At 73.4% G+C, this 16,535-nt stretch carries 18 protein-coding genes; 10 read left to right on the top strand and 8 right to left on the bottom strand.

Annotated elements, in window-relative coordinates:
• The 3 genes from ABZ881_RS13740 to ABZ881_RS13750 all read left to right on the top strand — a co-directional run bounded on the left by ABZ881_RS13740 (window position 1) and on the right by ABZ881_RS13750 (window position 3,351).
• Entirely contained in the window at window positions 1–480 is a 480-nt protein-coding gene (locus ABZ881_RS13740) for a hypothetical protein (RefSeq protein WP_358484523.1), read from the top strand.
• Between the two features lie 122 nt (window positions 481–602).
• Entirely contained in the window at window positions 603–1,616 is a 1,014-nt protein-coding gene (locus ABZ881_RS13745) for a thermonuclease family protein (RefSeq protein ID WP_358484524.1), read from the top strand.
• 100 nt (window positions 1,617–1,716) lie between these two features.
• Window positions 1,717–3,351, top strand: a complete 1,635-nt coding sequence (locus tag ABZ881_RS13750) for an NAD(P)/FAD-dependent oxidoreductase (RefSeq protein WP_358484526.1) — start codon at window positions 1,717–1,719, stop codon at window positions 3,349–3,351.
• 15 nt (window positions 3,352–3,366) lie between these two features.
• On the opposite strand, the gene ABZ881_RS13755 is transcribed toward ABZ881_RS13750, so the two are convergent.
• A complete protein-coding gene (locus ABZ881_RS13755; RefSeq protein ID WP_358484528.1) occupies window positions 3,367–6,069 on the bottom strand; it encodes a LuxR C-terminal-related transcriptional regulator in 2,703 nt (900 codons plus the stop codon).
• Window positions 6,070–6,209: 140 nt separating this feature from the next.
• Window positions 6,210–7,274, bottom strand: a complete 1,065-nt coding sequence (locus ABZ881_RS13760) for an NAD(P)-dependent alcohol dehydrogenase (protein ID WP_358484531.1) — start codon at window positions 7,272–7,274, stop codon at window positions 6,210–6,212.
• 104 nt (window positions 7,275–7,378) lie between these two features.
• Here ABZ881_RS13760 and ABZ881_RS13765 point away from each other — a divergent pair, with 104 nt between their 5' ends.
• Together ABZ881_RS13765 and ABZ881_RS13770 are read left to right on the top strand one after the other, a co-directional pair.
• Window positions 7,379–7,744 (top strand): hypothetical protein, encoded by a 366-nt coding sequence (locus ABZ881_RS13765; protein ID WP_358484532.1) that lies wholly within the window; start codon window positions 7,379–7,381, stop codon window positions 7,742–7,744.
• Window positions 7,745–7,850: 106 nt separating this feature from the next.
• A complete protein-coding gene (locus ABZ881_RS13770; RefSeq protein WP_358484533.1) occupies window positions 7,851–8,009 on the top strand; it encodes a hypothetical protein in 159 nt (52 codons plus the stop codon).
• Between the two features lie 13 nt (window positions 8,010–8,022).
• Here ABZ881_RS13770 and ABZ881_RS13775 read toward each other — a convergent pair whose 3' ends face one another.
• The 3 genes from ABZ881_RS13775 to ABZ881_RS13785 all read right to left on the bottom strand — a co-directional run bounded on the left by ABZ881_RS13775 (window position 8,023) and on the right by ABZ881_RS13785 (window position 9,796).
• A complete protein-coding gene (locus ABZ881_RS13775; RefSeq protein WP_344022335.1) occupies window positions 8,023–8,346 on the bottom strand; it encodes a hypothetical protein in 324 nt (107 codons plus the stop codon).
• 102 nt (window positions 8,347–8,448) lie between these two features.
• Window positions 8,449–9,285: a DNA-formamidopyrimidine glycosylase family protein gene (locus ABZ881_RS13780; RefSeq protein WP_358484535.1), complete on the bottom strand. Its 837-nt coding sequence runs from the start codon at window positions 9,283–9,285 to the stop codon at window positions 8,449–8,451.
• A 52-nt stretch (window positions 9,286–9,337) separates the two neighbouring features.
• On the bottom strand, window positions 9,338–9,796 hold the full coding sequence (locus ABZ881_RS13785) for a DoxX family protein (protein WP_358484537.1): 459 nt from the start codon (window positions 9,794–9,796) through the stop codon (window positions 9,338–9,340).
• A gap of 146 nt (window positions 9,797–9,942) precedes the next feature.
• On the opposite strand from ABZ881_RS13785, the gene ABZ881_RS13790 reads away from it, so the two are divergent.
• Together ABZ881_RS13790 and ABZ881_RS13795 are read left to right on the top strand one after the other, a co-directional pair.
• Window positions 9,943–11,163, top strand: coding sequence for a threonine synthase (locus ABZ881_RS13790; RefSeq protein WP_358484540.1), 1,221 nt, complete (start codon window positions 9,943–9,945; stop codon window positions 11,161–11,163).
• Between the two features lie 55 nt (window positions 11,164–11,218).
• Window positions 11,219–11,701, top strand: coding sequence for a hypothetical protein (locus tag ABZ881_RS13795; protein WP_344022327.1), 483 nt, complete (start codon window positions 11,219–11,221; stop codon window positions 11,699–11,701).
• 19 nt (window positions 11,702–11,720) lie between these two features.
• Here the strand turns inward: ABZ881_RS13795 and ABZ881_RS13800 are convergent, their stop codons facing one another.
• Window positions 11,721–12,644 (bottom strand): TauD/TfdA family dioxygenase, encoded by a 924-nt coding sequence (locus tag ABZ881_RS13800; protein WP_358484542.1) that lies wholly within the window; start codon window positions 12,642–12,644, stop codon window positions 11,721–11,723.
• Window positions 12,645–12,855: 211 nt separating this feature from the next.
• On the opposite strand from ABZ881_RS13800, the gene ABZ881_RS13805 reads away from it, so the two are divergent.
• The gene (locus tag ABZ881_RS13805) at window positions 12,856–14,841 is read left to right on the top strand and encodes a M13-type metalloendopeptidase (protein WP_358484544.1); all 1,986 of its coding nucleotides are present in this window, start codon (window positions 12,856–12,858) and stop codon (window positions 14,839–14,841) included.
• 16 nt (window positions 14,842–14,857) lie between these two features.
• Window positions 14,858–15,076 (top strand): DUF2945 domain-containing protein, encoded by a 219-nt coding sequence (locus tag ABZ881_RS13810; protein WP_344022321.1) that lies wholly within the window; start codon window positions 14,858–14,860, stop codon window positions 15,074–15,076.
• Here ABZ881_RS13810 and ABZ881_RS13815 read toward each other — a convergent pair.
• A complete protein-coding gene (locus ABZ881_RS13815; protein WP_358484546.1) occupies window positions 15,045–15,491 on the bottom strand; it encodes an HNH endonuclease signature motif containing protein in 447 nt (148 codons plus the stop codon). The genes ABZ881_RS13810 and ABZ881_RS13815 overlap by 32 nt on opposite strands.
• Window positions 15,492–15,504: 13 nt before the next feature.
• Here ABZ881_RS13815 and ABZ881_RS13820 point away from each other — a divergent pair, with 13 nt between their 5' ends.
• Window positions 15,505–15,699 carry a hypothetical protein gene (locus ABZ881_RS13820; RefSeq protein ID WP_358484548.1) on the top strand — a complete coding sequence of 65 codons (195 nt, stop codon included), beginning with the start codon at window positions 15,505–15,507 and terminating at the stop codon, window positions 15,697–15,699.
• 266 nt (window positions 15,700–15,965) lie between these two features.
• Here the strand turns inward: ABZ881_RS13820 and ABZ881_RS13825 are convergent, their stop codons facing one another.
• Complete coding sequence (locus ABZ881_RS13825) at window positions 15,966–16,487, bottom strand: N-acetyltransferase family protein (RefSeq protein WP_358484550.1); 522 nt, start codon at window positions 16,485–16,487, stop codon at window positions 15,966–15,968.
• Window positions 16,488–16,535 lie beyond the last annotated feature (48 nt).

A 16,535-nucleotide genomic window follows, 5' to 3' on the forward strand; every position in this document is an offset into this window, starting at 1 on the left:
ATGCCCCGCATCGGGATCACCGGCCACTCGAAGCTCACCCCCGGCTCCGTCCCGCTGGTCGCCGACGCCCTGCGCGCGGAGCTCACCTCGCACCCGTCGCCGCTGGTCGGGCTGTCCTGCCTCGCCCGCGGCGCGGACCAGCTGTTCGCCGACGCCGTGCTCGCCGCCGGCGGCGACCTGATCGTCGTGCTGCCCTCCCGCGACTACCGGGAGAGCAAGGTCAAGCCCGGGAACCGGGACGAGTTCGAGCGGTTGCACGCCCGCGCCACCGAGGTACGGGTGCTCCCCTTCGACACCGCGGACCGGGCCGCCTACGCCGCCGCCGGACGGGCCGTGCTCGACGACGCCGACCTGCTCGTCGCCGTCTGGGACGGCGCCCCGCCGGACGGGACGGGCGGCACCGGCGACACCGTGCGCGAGGCCCGGGAGCGAGGGCTCCCGGTCCGCGTCGTCTGGCCCGAGGGCGCCGCCCGGCTCTGATCCGGTGATCATCACTTCTGATGATCACCGGCGCCGGTGCGATAACGAGCCGATCCCGGCACCGACATGCCGGGCGGCGGTGCGCCCGGAATCAGGCCGGTCGCCCGGATCAGGAGGACGACGTGCGGCGTGCAGTGAGGGCGGCGGCGATGCTGCTGACCGCCTCGGTGACGGCCGGGATGCTCAGCGGCTGTGACGCGGCGCGGGCGACCGTGTCACGGGTCGTGGACGGTGACACGGTCGACGTCGTCGTCGACGGCCGGGAGCAGCGGATCCGGCTGCTCAACATCGACACCCCGGAGACCGTGCACCCGGACGAGGACGTGCAGTGCCTCGGCCCCGAGGCGGCCGCACATCTGCGGTCGCTGCTGCCGGCCGGCACCGAGGTCGAGGTGCTCGTCGACGAGGAGACCACCGACCGCTACGACCGGGTGCTCGCCGGGATCCGGCTGGACGACGGCCGGCTGGTGAACGCCGAGATGGCCCGTGCGGGTCTGGCCCTGCCGATGCAGGTGGGCGCCAACGACCGGTTCCTGCCGGAGGTCGAGCAGGCGCACGCCGAGGCGGTCGCCGCCGGGCGGGGCCTGTACGACCCGGAGATCGGCTGCACCGTCCCCGGCCAGGTCACGGCCGTCGAGGCGGCGGCCACCGGCCTCGCCACGCCGGCCGGGGCGGGCACCGCGGAGCAGGCCGACACCGCCGCCGCCGGAGCGGCCGCGGTGGCCGCGACCGCCCTCGCGCTGCACTCCGCGCTGAGCTCCGACGCCCCGCGCGACGGGCTGGTGTGGGCGGCGGTCCGCGACCGGGACGACCGCCCGGCCATGGCGCAGCGGGCCCGGACGGCTGCGGGTACTGCCGAGGACCGGGCCGACGGCCACCGGGCGACGGCCCGCGAACTGCGCACTCCCCCGCCGCCGCCCGCCCCCACCACCAGCCCGCGGCCCACGACCGGATCCACCGGCGGTACCGCGAGCGCGCCCCGGCAGTCGCCGGCCACCCGGCAACGGCCCAGGCCGGCGCCCGCACCGGCACCGGAGGTCCGCGACTCCGGCAGCTCCGGCGGCTCCGGCGGCCCGCCCGGCTACACCGGCCCGCGCTGCTACGCCCCGGGCGGCAAGACCTGGACGCCCTGCTGATCCAGCCCAACCCCCCACCCCTACGGGTGGGACCACCCCTCCCCGCTTCCTCGCATGGTGTGTGCACGGACACATCCACCCGCGAGGAAAGGGACCGTTGATGACGACAGCTCCGTCCACCGACTCCGACACGAAGGCCGTCGAGCAGCTCGACGCCGTCGTCCTGGGCGCCGGCGTCGCCGGGCTCTACCAGTTGCACCAGCTGCGCGAGCAGGGCCTGAACGTGCGCGCCTTCGACGCCGCGGGCGACGTCGGCGGCACCTGGTGGTGGAACCGCTACCCGGGTGCGCGGTTCGACTCCGAGGCCTACATCTACCAGTACCTGTTCGACGAGAAGCTCTACACCGACTGGAGCTGGAGCGAGAAGTTCCCCGGCCAGCCGGAGATCGAGCGGTGGCTGCACTACGTCACCGACCGGCTCGACCTGCGCCGCGACATCACGTTCAACACGAAGATCACCAGCGCCCACTTCGACGAGGACCGGGGCCGCTGGACCGTCCGCACCGACGCGGGCCACGTGCTGGACACCCAGTTCTTCGTCAGCTGCGCCGGGATGCTGTCGGCACCGCTGACCGACCAGTTCGAGGGCCAGGACTCGTTCGCCGGGCAGGTGGTCTACACCTCGTCGTACCCGGCCGGCGGCGTCGACGTGGCGGGCAAGCGGGTCGGTGTGGTCGGGATCGGCGCGACCGGCATCCAGGTGATCCAGACGATCGCACCGGACGTCGGGCACCTGACGGTCTTCGCCCGCACCCCGCAGTACGTGCTACCGATGAAGAACCCGCGCTACGGACCCGAGGAGCAGGCCGCCTACAAGGCCCGCTTCGCCGAGCTGAAGGCGACCATCCCGCACACCTTCACCGGCTTCGAGTACGACTTCGAGCACGCCTGGGCGGACTGCACGCCGGAGCAGCGGCTGGAGATCCTCGAGGAGACCTACCAGGACGGCTCGCTGAAGCTGTGGCTGGCCGGCTTCGGCGAGATGTTCTTCTCCGAGGAGGTGTCGGAGGAGGTGTCGGAGTTCGTCCGCGACAAGATGCGCGAGCGACTGGTCGACCAGCACCTGATCGACGTGCTGGTGCCCACCGACTACGGGTTCGGCACCCACCGGGTACCGCTGGAGAACGGCTACCTGGAGGTCTACCGCCAGGACAACGTCGATCTGATCGGGGTCAAGGACAATCCGATCGCCCGGATCCGCCCCGAGGGCATCGAGCTCACCGACGGCACCGTCGTCGAGCTGGACGTGATCATCCTGGCGACCGGGTTCGACGCCGGCACCGGGGCGCTCACCCGGATCGACATCCGCGGGCGCGACGGCCGTTCGCTGGCCGACGAGTGGGGCCGCGACATCCGGACGACGATGGGCCTGGCCAAGCACGGCTACCCGAACCTGCTGACCACCGCCGTCCCGCTGGCCCCGTCGGCGGCGCTGTGCAACATGACGACCTGCCTGCAGCAGCAGACCGAGTGGATCACCCGGGCGATCCGGGACCTGCGGGTCGAGGGCAAGTCGGTGATCGAGCCGACCGAGCAGGGCGAGGACGCCTGGGTCGCGCACCACGAGGAGACCGCGGGCGCGACCATCGTGGTCAACACGACATCGTGGTACCTGGGCTCGAACGTGCCCGGCAAGCCGCGCCGGCTGCTGTCCTACATCGGCGGGGTCGGCACCTACCGGCAGCTCTGCGAGAAGGAGGCGGCGGACGGCTACCCGGCGTTCGAACGGCGCTGAGCCGGCGGCGCCGGATCAGGCGAGCAGCCCGTGCCGGCGGGCGACCGAGACCGCCTCGGTCCGGTTGCCGGCGCCGAGCTTGCCGTAGATGTTCTTCAGGTACCACTTCACCGTGTTCACGGTGACCGACAACGACCGGGCCACCTGCTGGTTGGTCCGGCCGACGTCGATCATCCGGAGGATCTCCAGCTCGCGGCCGGTGAGATCGACCGACGCGGTGGACGCGGTGGCGGCCCGTTCCCCGAGCAGCGCCTCCAGCTGCTCGGGGAGCGGTGCCGCCCCCACCGGCCAGTTCCCGGCCGCGGCCCGCACGACGAGCCGTTCGAGCACCGCCCGGACGGCCGGGCCGCCGTCGCGCACGATCTGCGGCACCCGCTCGGCGACGACCCGGTCGAGGACGCCGGCCAGCGTCCGTTCGGCGGCCATCCGCAGCGCGGCCCGTTCCTGGACCCCGGCGAGCTGCACCGACAGCACGGTCGCCGACCGGACGCAGCCGCGGGCGGCGTCGGACCCGACCAGGTTCTCCAGCAGCGCGGCCGCACCGTCGTGGTCGCACTCCGCGGACAGCACCGCGGCCAGCGACGAGGTGCGCAGCCGGTCGATCGCCTCGGCGATCCCGCCGTGCCGGCACGAACCCTCCGGCAGCTCCTGGGCGACCCGGCGGGCGTCACGGACCTTGCCGGCGTCGAGCAGCTGCACGATGCGCTCCGCCCCGATCGCGGCCCGCAGCCGGACCAGCCCGAGGCGTTCGGCGACCTGCGCGCCCTCGGCGAGCAGCTCGGCGGCCTCCGCGACGGCGCCGCGCCGGGCCCGGACCCGGGCCCGCAGCGCGTACCCGGCGGCCATGAACTCGACGACGCCGCTCTCCGCGCCCAGCTCGCCGCACTCCTCCAGGAGCCGCTCGGCGTCGTCGATCCGGCCCCGCATGTAGTGCAGCTCGCCGAGCAGCGCGGCCGCCAGCCGGGCCGCGTGCGACCGCTGCCCGGCCGAGCGGCGGGCCAGCTCGACGGCGTCGGTGAGGTGCTCCTCGGCGGCGTCGACGTCGAGCTGGGACAGCGCGGCGATGCCGGCGAAGCAGCGCCCGTACACGGCCGCGAACGAGCCGGTGGTGCGGTCGTGGAACGGGCGCGCCCAGCGCTGGCGCTCCCGGGCCCTGCCGTGCCGGGTGGCGTGGAAGTCGCAGAAGGTCTGGATGTTCGCCCCTACGGCGACCACCCACGGCCGGTGCTCCCAGGGCCGGTCGAGGCTGCGCCGGACCAGGTCCTCGGCCCGGTCGGTGCGGTCGTTGTAGATGTCGATGCACGCCTGCACGACGTCGGCCTCGATCTCCATCGCGGCGTCGCCGTGGGGCAGCGCCGAGCGCAGCAGGTCCAGCGTCGCCTGGGCCGCCGTGGTGCGCTGGAGCAGGCAGTTCGCCCAGGCCACCGCCATCAGCAGGCGGGGCCGGTCGTCGGCGGCGGTCGGCGGGAGCCGGTTCATCAGCCCGAGCAGGCTGACCATCCGGCTGTGCTCGACGAACGACATGGCGTGCTGCTCGACGAGATCGGTGGCCCGGCCGACCTCGCCCGCGGCGAGCGCGTGGCTGACCGCCTCCGGGGCGAGCCCGGCCCGGGCGAACCAGTCGCTGGCCCGCAGGTGCAGCGCGGCGACCCGGTCCGGGTGGTCGCGCCGCAGCCGTCGTCGCAGGTGGTCGGCGAACAGGTGGTGGTAGCGGAACCACTCGCGCTCGTCGTCGAGCGGCCGCAGGAACAGGTTGCGGATCTCCAGCTCCTCCAGCACCGCCTGGCCGTCGGAGCGGCCTGTGAGCTCGCCGGCGAGCTCGCCGCAGAGCCGGTCGCACACCGAGGTCGCGAGCAGCGCGTCGAGGATCTCCGGCGGCAGCGCGTCGAGCACGTTCTCGGTGAGGTACTCCCCCACCGAGTGGTGCCGGCCGGAGAAGCCGCGGATCAGCGCCTCCGGGTCGGCGCAGTCGCGCAGCGACAGCGACACCAGCTGCAGCGCGGCGACCCAGCCGTCGGTGCCCGCGGAGAGCCGGGCGACGTCGTCGCCATCGAGGGTGAGCCCGTTCAGCTCGACCAGGAACTCGCGGGCCTCGGCCAGGTCGAAGCGCAGCGCGGCGGCGTCGATCTCGACGAGCTGGCCGCGCACCCGCAGCCGGGACAGCGGCAGCCGGGGGCGGCGCCGGCTGGTCAGCACGACCGAGAGGTTCGGCGGGGCGAAGTCGAGCAGGTGCACCAGGGCGTGGTGCACCGCGGCGTCGTCGATCAGGTGCCAGTCGTCGAAGGTGAGGACGACCGGCGCGGCGACCGCCCCGATCAGCTCCAGCAGCGTGGCCAGCACGTAGCGCTGGGTGTCCTCGGCGTTCTGTTCGATCAGCTCGGCGAGGTCGCGCAGCGGCTCGTCCGCGCCGGGCAGCACCCGGCGGACCGCGCCGAGCAGGTGGGACAGGAACCAGTGCGGGGCGTTGTCGTCGTCGTGCAGACCCAGCCAGGCGATCAGCGCGCCGTCGGCCTCCAGCTCGCGCAGCCGCTGCACGGCCAGCGTCGTCTTGCCGTACCCGGCGGGTGCGTGGATCACCACCAGCCGGGTCGCCCCGTCGGCGCGCAGCCGGTCCAGCAGCCGCTCGCGTTCGATCACGTTGTGCACGTGGGTCGGCGCGCGGAAACGCGTGGAGACGTTGCGTGGAACCGTGCGGCCGACCGGTTCCAGAGCCGTCATCGCCCCACCTCCGTGAGGATCACCGGGCGTCCCTGCCCGGACACCGATGGTACGCAGGTCGACGGCCGCCGTGACCCCGGCGACCGGAGTGGATCCGCCCCGCCCGCACCGGGCCGGATCCGGCGCGGGCGGGGCGAGGCTCAGAAGGTGACCAGCGGTTTGATCACGTTGTCGGACTTGGAGGACATCAGCTCGAACGCCTCCTCGACCCGGTCGAAGCCGAACCGGTGGCTGGTCATCGGCGTCGGGTCGACCCGGTCGGAGAGCATCAGCCGGAACAGCCGCTGCATGCGCAGGTTGCCGCCGGTGCACAGCCCGGTCCGGATCGACTTGCCGTTCATCCCGAGGCCGAAGGCGTCCAGCGGCAGCTGCAGCGGGTTCGGGTTCTCCCCGTGGTAGCCGATGTTGGAGACCCGGCCGCCGGCCTTGGTCACCCGCAGGCACGCCTCGAACGTCTGTGGGAAGCCGAACGCCTCGATCGCCGCGTCCACGCCGACCCCGCCGGTCATGTCCATGATCTGCTCGACCGGGTCGCCCGCGGTGAAGTCGACGATGTCGTCGGCGCCGAACTGCTTCGCCAGCGCCTGGCGTTCCGGTCGGGACTCCACGGCGATGATCCGGCCGGCGCCGAGCCGGTGCGCGCCGATCGTCGCGCACAGCCCGACCGGGCCCTGCGCGAACACGGCCACCGTGTCGCCGATCTCGATCGACGCGTTCTCCGCGCCCATGATCCCGGTGGAGAGCATGTCGCAGGCGTAGGCGGCCTTCTCGTCGGACAGCTCGTCCGGGATGGGGGCCAGGTTCCCCTTGGCCGCGGGCACGACGAAGTACTCGGCCATGTTGCCGTCCATCTGCGCGGTGTAGCGGTACCCGCCGAGCGGACCGCCGCACTGGCTGGTGTCCCCGCGTTGACAGTAGTCACAGCGGAAGCACGGGGTGACGGCGTTGACGGCCACCCGCTGGCCCTCGGTGAACCCCTCGACGGCCGAGCCGAGCGCGTGCACCACGCCGACCGCCTCGTGCCCGAGCGTCGCGCCGTCGGCGACCGGCAACGCGCCCTTCACGGTGTGCACGTCGGAGGTGCAGATCAGGGCCGCCGTCGTCCGGACGACCGCCTCCTCCGGCCCGGGCACCGGGATCGGCTTCTCGACCACCGCCGTCCGGCCGACCTCGGTCATGACGAACGCACGCATCGTCGGGCTCATGCTGGACCTCCTTGTCCGGTGTGACGGTGCCCACCGTTGCAAGGTCGGCGGCACCGTGGCCCCACCCCTTCGGGTGGGCGCACCGGATCGGGGACACTCCGCACGTGACGACGTGGACGGCCGACGAGTGCGCCGAGCAGTGGGGCGTGCAGGTGGGGACCTGGAACTCCTACGTGAGCCGCGGGCAGGCGCCCGCGCCGCTGCCCGCGCCGGACGACGCGGGCCGCCGAATGTGGGACGCCGCCGCGGTCCGCGCGTTCCCCCGGCCGGGCGCCGGGCACCGCCGGACCTCGGCGGCCGCGGAGGAGCTGCTCGCCGAGATGGCCGAGACCGGGGCCCGGATGGCGGAGCTGCGGGACCGGCAGCGCGAGCTGCTGCGGGCCGGCCGGGACGCCGGCTGCGAGATCCGTGCGATGTCCGAGGCGCTCGGGATCTCCCGGCAGACCGCGTACGCCTGGTTGAAGAACTGATCCACGGCGGCCCGGTTTGCCCATCATCAGGATCGACGAAATCCTGATAGGGTCTTCCCAATTCGTCGCACCATGGACGCACCGGACGGCGAGGGGTTCGTCCGGCGTGACCGGGGGGGCGACGATGGACATCGCGACGATTCTGCTGCTGCTGCTCGGCGGCGTCGGGGGGTTCTTCGTGGGCCGCTGGAGCGCCGAGACGCGGCGCGCGCACTTCGACCGCAACGCCGTGTGGAACAACCGCAAGCGCTACCGGGACGGGTGAGCCGGCGCCGGGATCAGTAGCCGATCGCCGAGGTGTAGTCGGCCGCGCCGAAGCCGATCGCCGTCGCCACGATCATGAGGGTGACCAGCGCGAACGGCCAGGACAGCCGTCGTTCGACGATCCGCAGCACGGTCATCGCGAGCCCGGCGATCCCGGCCGCGGCCGCGACGACCAGCGATCCGGCCACCGAGACCAGGATCCGCGACGAGCTGCACGTCTGCGGCGGGCAGTAGTCCAGGAAGGCCATCAGGAAGACCCCGCCGAACACGCCCAGCGCGACCAGCATCCCGGCCAGGGCCAGGGCGACACCGGACAGCACGACGTCCCACCTGATCACGGGACGACGGTCCGCGCCGGCCCGCGGGGACCCTGCCGACAGCATGCACCAACGGTACTCGTATCGCCCGGAGCGGGACAGATCGGACACCACTCCGGGCGATCACCGATCACCCAGCGGATACACGGTGCTCCCGGCCTGACAGCGGGGGCACCAGAACAGGTTCCGGGCCCGGACGGCACGGTGCGCGATCGGCGTACCGCAGACCAGGCAGGGCCGGCCGGTGCGCCGGTAGGTATAGACGACGCTCGCGCAGACCGGGCCGCGGGCGGGGGTCTCCGGCGGGCCGTCGCCGTGCGCGGGCAGGATCGTCTCGATCCGGCCACGCCGCTCGCCGTCGCGCAGCATCGCGGACAGGTCCGCCCAGAGCGCGGCGAACGTGTCGTCGTCGAGCTCGCGGGCCGGGGTCATCGGGTCGAGCCCGGTGCGGAACAGCGTCTCCGCCCGGAACACGTTGCCGACGCCTGCGATCACCGACTGGTCCATCAGCAGCGCGGCCAGCGGTGCCCGGGACCGGGCGAACCGGTCCCGGACCCGCTCCGGGTCCGCGTCGGCGCGCAGCGGGTCCTCGCCGAGCCGGGCCCGCAGCGCGGCCACCCCGGCGTCGTCGAGCAGCTCGCAGGCGGCCGGACCGCGCAGGTCGGCGTAGTGGCTGTCGCCGACGATCCGCATCCGCACCTGCCCGCGCGGTGACGTCTCGGGTCGCCGCCGGTTCCCGAACCGGCCCCACAGCCCGAGGTGGACGTGCACCACGGTGTCCGGGCCGAAGTACTGGAACAGATGCTTGCCGTGCGCGTCGACGCCGTCGAGCACCCGGCCGTCGACGGCCCCGGCACCGGTGGTGAACCGGCCCTGCGGGCTGCTGACGTCGACCGGCCGGCCCGCGAAGCGACGCCGCTGCAGGCGGGCCAGCCGGTGCACCGTGTGTCCCTCGGGCATGGGCCCAGCGTCCCCCGGCCGCGTCCGCTGCGCGCGGCGACCGGGTGCGCGGTCAGTCCCGGTGGGCCGCCGCCCGGTCGCGGGTCACGGCGGTCTCGCGGCGGCGGGCGGCCAGCAGGTGGTCCACCGAGAACCGGCCGGGGCCGGTAGCGGCGAGCGCGAGGGCCAGCGCGGCGATCACGCCGACCAGCTCCCAGCCGCCGTCGGACACGAACACGGTGATCCCGAGGTGCGCGAACAGGTAGGCACCCACCATGGTGACCACGGTCGCCAGCCCGGCGACGGTCGTCGCGGCACCGGCGAGCAGCAGGAGCCCGCCGAGGGTCTCGACGGTCATGACGAACAGCGCGGACAGCGTCGGCAGCGGGATCCCCATGCCGGAGAAGCCCTCGGCGACACCGCCGACACCGCGGCCGAGCTTCTGCACCCCGTGTGCGACGAGCACGACGCCGAGCAGGATACGGGAGATCAACAAGGCGATGTCGGACGCGGGCGCGGGGAGCGGGCGCATGTGGCATACCTCTCAATGGTTGAGCATTCACTGACCCGTTCGACGGTACCGACATCGGCCGTTCGGCCGTCGCCGCTCGCAGTGACGTTCGTCCGCATCCCGATCGGCGGTTCGGGCTTGCCCCGGCGGCCCCGCTCGGATCACCTGTGCGGGTGCACGACTACTCGACGCTCACCCACCTGGAGTGCTCCCGCGAGGGGACCCGGCACGACGCCGACGTCGTCCAGGGCACCTCCCCGGCCGGTGCCCCGCTGCTCGCCCGCTACGACCTCGACCGGGCCCGCACGCTGGTGACCCCGGACGACATCGCGGCCCGCCCGCCGGACCTGTGGCGCTACCACGAGCTGCTGCCGGTGCGCGATCCCGCGCACGTGGTCACCATGGGCGAGGGCATGACGCCGCTGCTGCCGCTCCCCCGGGCCGGCGCCCGCCTCGGCCTGCCGCGGCTGCTGATGAAGGACGAGGGCCTGGTCCCGACCGGGGCCTTCAAGGCGCGCGGCGCCGCGGTCGGGGTCTCCCGGGCCGCCGAGCTCGGCGTGCGCGCGGTCGCGATGCCGACCAACGGCAACGCCGGTGCCGCCTGGGCCTGCTACGCCGCCCGGGCCGGGCTCGGAGCGCTGATCGCGATGCCGGTCGACGCGCCGGAGATCACCCGCCGCGAGGTCGTCGTCTCCGGTGCGGAGCTGTACCTGGTGGACGGCCTGATCGGCGACGCGGGCCGGCTGGTCGCCGGCGCCGTCGCCCGGCGCACCGGCTACCAGGACACCTCGACGCTGCGCGAGCCGTACCGGATCGAGGGCAAGAAGACGATGGGCTACGAGATCGCCGAGCAGCTCGGCTGGCGGGCACCGGACGTCATCCTCTACCCGACCGGCGGCGGCGTCGGGATCATCGCCATCCACAAGGCGCTGCAGGAGATGCACGAGCTGGGCTGGCTGACCGGGCCGATGCCCCGGCTGGTGGCGGTGCAGGCCGCCGGGTGCGCCCCGATCGTCGACGCGTTCGACGCCGGCCTGCGCACCTCCGAGGCCCCGGCCGATCCGCACACGGTCGCCTTCGGCATCACCGTGCCCAAGGCGCTCGGCGACTTCCTGGTGCTCGACGCGGTGTACGCCACCGGCGGCACCGCGGTCGCCGTCACCGATCAGGAGCTGCTGGCCGCCCAGCACGCGCTGGCCCGGGACGAGGGCACCTGGATCTGCCCGGAGGGCGCGGCCTGCGTCGCCGCGGCCGCCCGGATGCGCGAGTCCGGCCTGCTGGACGGCGGCGAGGAGGTCGTCGTGCTCAACACCGGCAGCGGGCTGATCTATCCGGACACCGTCGTCGCCGACGCCCCGGTGCTGGCGAAGGACGGTCGCATCCCCTGACCGGCCGGGCCGAGGCGGGTGTCCGGGCGCACCGGGCATCGGGCACCCTGTACCCGTGGCACTGCTCCGACCCGCGGCCGAGCCGCCGCCCGCGCCGCTGTCGCGGTACTGGAAGGCCTACGTGACCGACTGCACCGAGCAGGTCACCCGCTTCCACCGGATCACCGCCGTGGTCGGTGCGACGCAGGTGCGGACCTGGCTCGGCGAGATCGGCAAGCGGCTCGACTCCGAGCTCGAGGCGGTGCACCGGCTCGCCGCCGTCGGGGACTCGATCGAACCGGCCCGCTTCCGGATCACCGAGCCGCCCGCGAAGCGGATCGCGAACCGGCTGAACAAGGCGAAGGTGTCGCTGAAGCAGTCGGTCGACCAGGCCGCCGAGATCGCCGAGCAGGCGGTCCTCGATCCCACCCACGACGACGTCCGGGTGCACCTGAACGTGCTGAACGAGCAGGTCGGGCGGCTGGCGATCGCGGCGCCGCTGACCGAGGAACCCGAGCCGGGGCCCCGCCGCCGCCGGTGGCGCCGCCCCGCCTCCTGACGGCGCCACCGGCCCGCGGTCAGAAGGGCCGGTCCCCCGCGATCGCGACACGCTCGGCGACCCGCCGGTGCGGGTGGTAGTCGCCGACCGCGTAGTGCTGGGTGGCCCGGTTGTCCCAGAACGCGACCGTGCCCTCGGTCCACCGGTACCGGACCTGGTACTCCGGCACGTGGGCCTGCGCGAACAGATGCCGCAGCAGCGCGTCCGACTCCGCCCGCGGCAGCCCGACGATCTCCGTGGTGAACGACGCGTTCACGTTCAGCGTGCGGCGGCCGGTCTCCGGATGGGTCCGGACGACCGGATGGGTGACCGGCGGGAACCGGTCCTGCAGCCGCTCCAGCTTCGCCGGGTCCAGGAAGCGGGCGAAACCCGGGACCATGTCGTGCACCGCGACGGCGTCGTCGATCGTGGCCCGCACCCCGGCGGACAGGTTGTCGTAGGCGGCCGCCATGTCGGCCCACAGGGTGTCGCCGCCGAACGGCGGGACCTGCACCATCCGCAGCACCGCGCCCATCGCCGGCGTCTTCCGGAACGTCGTGTCGGCGTGCCAGATGTTCTCGAAGGTCCGCGCGCCGGTACCGAAGCGGACGACGTCGGCGGTGTCGCCTGCGTCGAGCATCGGGTTGGTCTCCAGCTCGCCCCACAGCAGGCCGAAGGCGCGCTGCTGGGCGCTGCTCAGGTCCTGGCCGGGGAAGAACAGCACCTTCCACTCCAGCAGCGCCCGGTGCAGCTCGGAGCGCAGCTCCCCGTCCGGCACCGTGCGCAGGTCGACACCGGTGATCTCGGCACCGAGGGTGCGGCCGAGCGGGGTGACGGTGAACAGCTCGTACGGTCGGTCCGGCCCGTCGCCGGGCAGGCGGCACAGCAGCCGCTCACCCTCCAGAAGATCGACGGCGGGGGTGGACCGGGGCCGGCTGACCGGCGCATCGAGCTGGATCGTCACGATCCCGATGTTGCGTCCGGGTCCCCGGTCCGGACAACCTCGTGTCCACCTGACGGAGAGATGTCCGGTCACCCGGGCGGGGGCGGCACGGGTCGGCACGGGGCCCCGGCGGCCCGAACACCGGACGCGCATGTCGGTCGTCACGATCTTCGTGGCACGGCGCGGTTCCCGCCGCCTCGAAACCGTCGGTCCCGGCGGGCAGGATGGGGACATGACGACCACCGAGCCCGCTCCGGGAACCCGGCGCTCCGGCCTCGACCTGACCTGGGTCGACCCGGAGGTGCGCCCGCAGGACGATCTGTTCGCCCACGTCAACGGCCGGTGGCTGGAGACCCACGAGATCCCCGAGGACCGCGCACAGGACGGCGCCTTCCGGGTGCTGCGCGACCGCGCCGAGGAGCAGGTGCGGGCGATCGTCGAGGAATGCGCGGCGGGCTCCGCCGAGCCGGGCACCGACGCCCGCCGGATCGGCGACCTCTACCGCTCGTTCATGGACACCGAGCGGGTCGAGCAGCTCGGCGTGGAGCCGCTGCGCCCGCTGCTCGACGAGATCCACGCCGCCACCGGCAAGGCCGAGCTGGCCGCGGTGCTGGGCCGCCGCCAGCGGGAGGGGCGGGCCGCGCTGTTCGGCGAGTTCATCGCCACCGACCTCAAGGACTCCTCCCGCTACCTGGTGAACCTCAACCAGTCCGGGCTGGGCCTGCCCGACGAGGCGTACTACCGGGAGGACGGCTCCGCCGAGATCCGCGCCGCCTACGTCGAGCACCTGCAGCGGCTCGCCGAGCTGGTCGGGCTCGCCGAGCCGGCCCGGGTCGCCGAGCAGGTCATGGAGCTGGAGACGGCGCTGGCCGCCGCGAGCTGGGACAACGTCACCAACCGGGACGCCGAGAAGACCTACACGCTGCTCACCCGCGAGCAGCTCCGCGAGACCGCGCCCGGCTTCGACTGGGCCGAGTGGGAGGCCGCGCTCGGCGTCCCGGCGCACTCCTACGACGAGGTGATCGTCCGGCAGCCCAGCTTCGTCACCGAGGCCGGCGCGCTGTGGGCCGACCGGCCGCTCGAGCAGTGGCAGGCGTGGCTGGCACTGCACGTCATCTCCGCCTGCGCCGACCACCTGTCGTCGGAGCTCGTCGAGGAGGACTTCGCGTTCTACGGCCGCACCCTCTCCGGCACCCCCGAGCTGCGGGAGCGCTGGAAGCGCGGCGTGTCGCTGGTCGAGGGCGCGCTCGGCGAGGCGGTCGCGCAGATCTACGTGGAGCGGCACTTCCCGCCGAAGGCGAAGGAGCGCATCGAGGAGCTCGTCGCCAACGTCGTCGAGGCCTACCGGCAGTCGATCACCACCCTGGACTGGATGAGCCCGGAGACCCGCGAGCGGGCGCTGGACAAGCTCGGCAAGTTCACCCCGAAGGTCGGCTACCCGGAGAAGTGGAAGGACTACTCGGCCCTCCAGATCGACCCGGCCGACCTGCTCGGCAACGCGGGCCGGGCCGCGGAGTGGCGGCACGACCACGAGTACTCGAAGCTCGGCGGGCCGGTGGACCACCAGGAATGGCTGATGACCCCGCAGACGGTCAACGCCTACTACCACCCGCGGCTCAACGAGATCGTCTTCCCGGCCGCGATCCTGCAGCCCCCGTTCTTCGACGCCGACGCCGACGACGCCGCCAACTACGGCGGCATCGGCGCGGTGATCGGGCACGAGATCGGCCACGGCTTCGACGACCAGGGCTCCCGCTACGACGGCGACGGCAACCTGACCGACTGGTGGGAGACCGCCGACCGCAAGGAGTTCGAGTCCCGCGCGCAGATGCTGATCGACCAGTACTCGGCGCTGTCCCCGAAGGGCCTGCCCGACCACAAGGTCAACGGCGCGCTCACCGTCGGCGAGAACATCGGCGACCTCGGCGGCCTGACCATCGCGCTGAAGGCCTACGCGATCGCCAACGAGAGCGGCGAGCCGCCGGTGATCGACGGGCTGACCGGCGAGCAGCGGGTGCTGTTCGGCTGGGCCCAGGTGTGGCGGGCCGTCACCCGTGACGCCGAGGCGATCCGCCGGCTCGCGACCGACCCGCACTCGCCGCCGGACCTGCGCTGCAACGCGGTCGTGACGAACCTGGACACCTTCCACGAGGCGTTCGGGGTCACCGAGGACGACGCCCTGTTCACCGAGCCGGGCCGGCGCGTCCGGATCTGGTGACGACGCATCCGCCGCCATGACGAGGAAGTTCGCCAAGGGCACCCGGGTCGCGTGGAACTGGGGCAACGGCCGGCCGGAGGGCACCGTCGCCGACTGGGCCACCGACCGCATCGAGCGCACGATCAACGGCAGTGTCCAGTCCCGCAACGGCACCGAGGACAATCCCGCCTACGTCCTGGAGCAGGACGACGGGCAGACCGTGCTCAAGCTTCATTCGGAGCTCGAGAAGGCGTGAGGTAGCTGTGCCCGGTCGGCGTGGTCGTGCGCACCCCGTCGGGGGTGCGCTCGACCCGCCACCCGGTTTGCTCGCGGACGTGGTTGTGGAACGCGCAGGTGCCGCGCCCGTTGTCGAGCGTGGTGCGGCCACCGTCGGCGACCCGCCGGATGTGGTCGACGTGCCGGATCGGTGCGTCGCAGTACGGCTCGGTGCACCGGTTGCCGTCCCTCGCCCGGACCAGCTCGGCGAGCAGCCCGGTGAAGGTGCGGCGGCGTGACTCCCCGCCGATCACCGTGCCCGCCCGGGTGAGCAGCCGCCGCACGGTCTTCCGGCCGGTGGTGGTGGCGAGCAGCTCGACCGGGACCGGGCCGTGGCCGGGGATCTCGGCGGGCAGCGGCGAGCCGGGATCGAGATCGAAGCACGCGGCCACCACCGTCGCGACCTTGGTGGCAGGCCAGCACGACCTGCGCGACCGCGCCCCGTTCCAGGCGCTCCGGATCGGTGCGCCCGGCGGCGATGCCGTTGCCGACGTGCTCGCGGGCGAACGCGCGGATCCGGGACGCCTGCAGCGCGGCGACACAGTTCTGCAGGGACTCGATCTGCTGGATCTGGTCGATCAGCTCCGCCTCGGTGCAGCGTGACTGCCCGGCGCTTCCGGACGGCTCGGCGGCTCCGGACGGCTCGGTGGTGCGGGCGGCGTGCTCGATCACGAGCTGGATGAGGGCGAGATCGATCCGTGGGAATCCGGGCTCGTCGACATCGGGGGTGTCGGTCGGGAGTGGAGGGTCGTGGACCGCGGTCATGGAACCGAGATTACTCGAACATGCATTCGACATCGAGCAGTCGTTTGCGATCGCAAAGCTCTGACCTGCGGCGATGTGCCGGCGACCCGAGTCGCCCGGCCCGCTCAGCCCTCGCCCGGACCCCCGCCCAGCTCTCCACGCAGCGACCGCCGGTACCACGCGACATCCCGCCAGCCGTCGTGCTTCCACCCCACCCCCTCGAACACTCCCACCTCGGTGAACCCGAGGCCGCGGTGCAACGCCTCGCTCGCCTCGTTCGGCAGCGTCATCACCGCGACGGCGATGGCCAGGCCCCGCTCGGCGAGCCGGGCGAGCAGCGCCTCGTACAACGCCCGTCCGGTGCCCCGGCCGCGGGCGCCGGGCTCCAGGTACACGCTGACCTCGCAGGTCCAGCGGTAGGCCGCGCGGGCCTTGAACGGTGCCCCGTAGGCGTAGCCGACGATCCGGCCCTCGTCGTCGGTGGCGACCAGCCAGGCGTGCCGTTGCTGCGCGTCGGCGATCCGCTCGGCCATCTCGACCGGCCCGGGCGGCTCGGTCTCGAAGCTGATCGTGGTGTCCCGGACGTAGGGCGCGTAGATCGTCGCGCAGGAGTCGGCGTCCTCGGCCGTGGCGTCCCTGATCGTCATCCCGCACATCCAACACCGGAACCGGCATGCAACTGTCGGGGGCGTGGA

It is taken from the genome of Pseudonocardia sp. NPDC046786 (assembly GCF_040645415.1).
In the GTDB taxonomy this organism is placed as follows: domain Bacteria; phylum Actinomycetota; class Actinomycetes; order Mycobacteriales; family Pseudonocardiaceae; genus Pseudonocardia; species Pseudonocardia kongjuensis.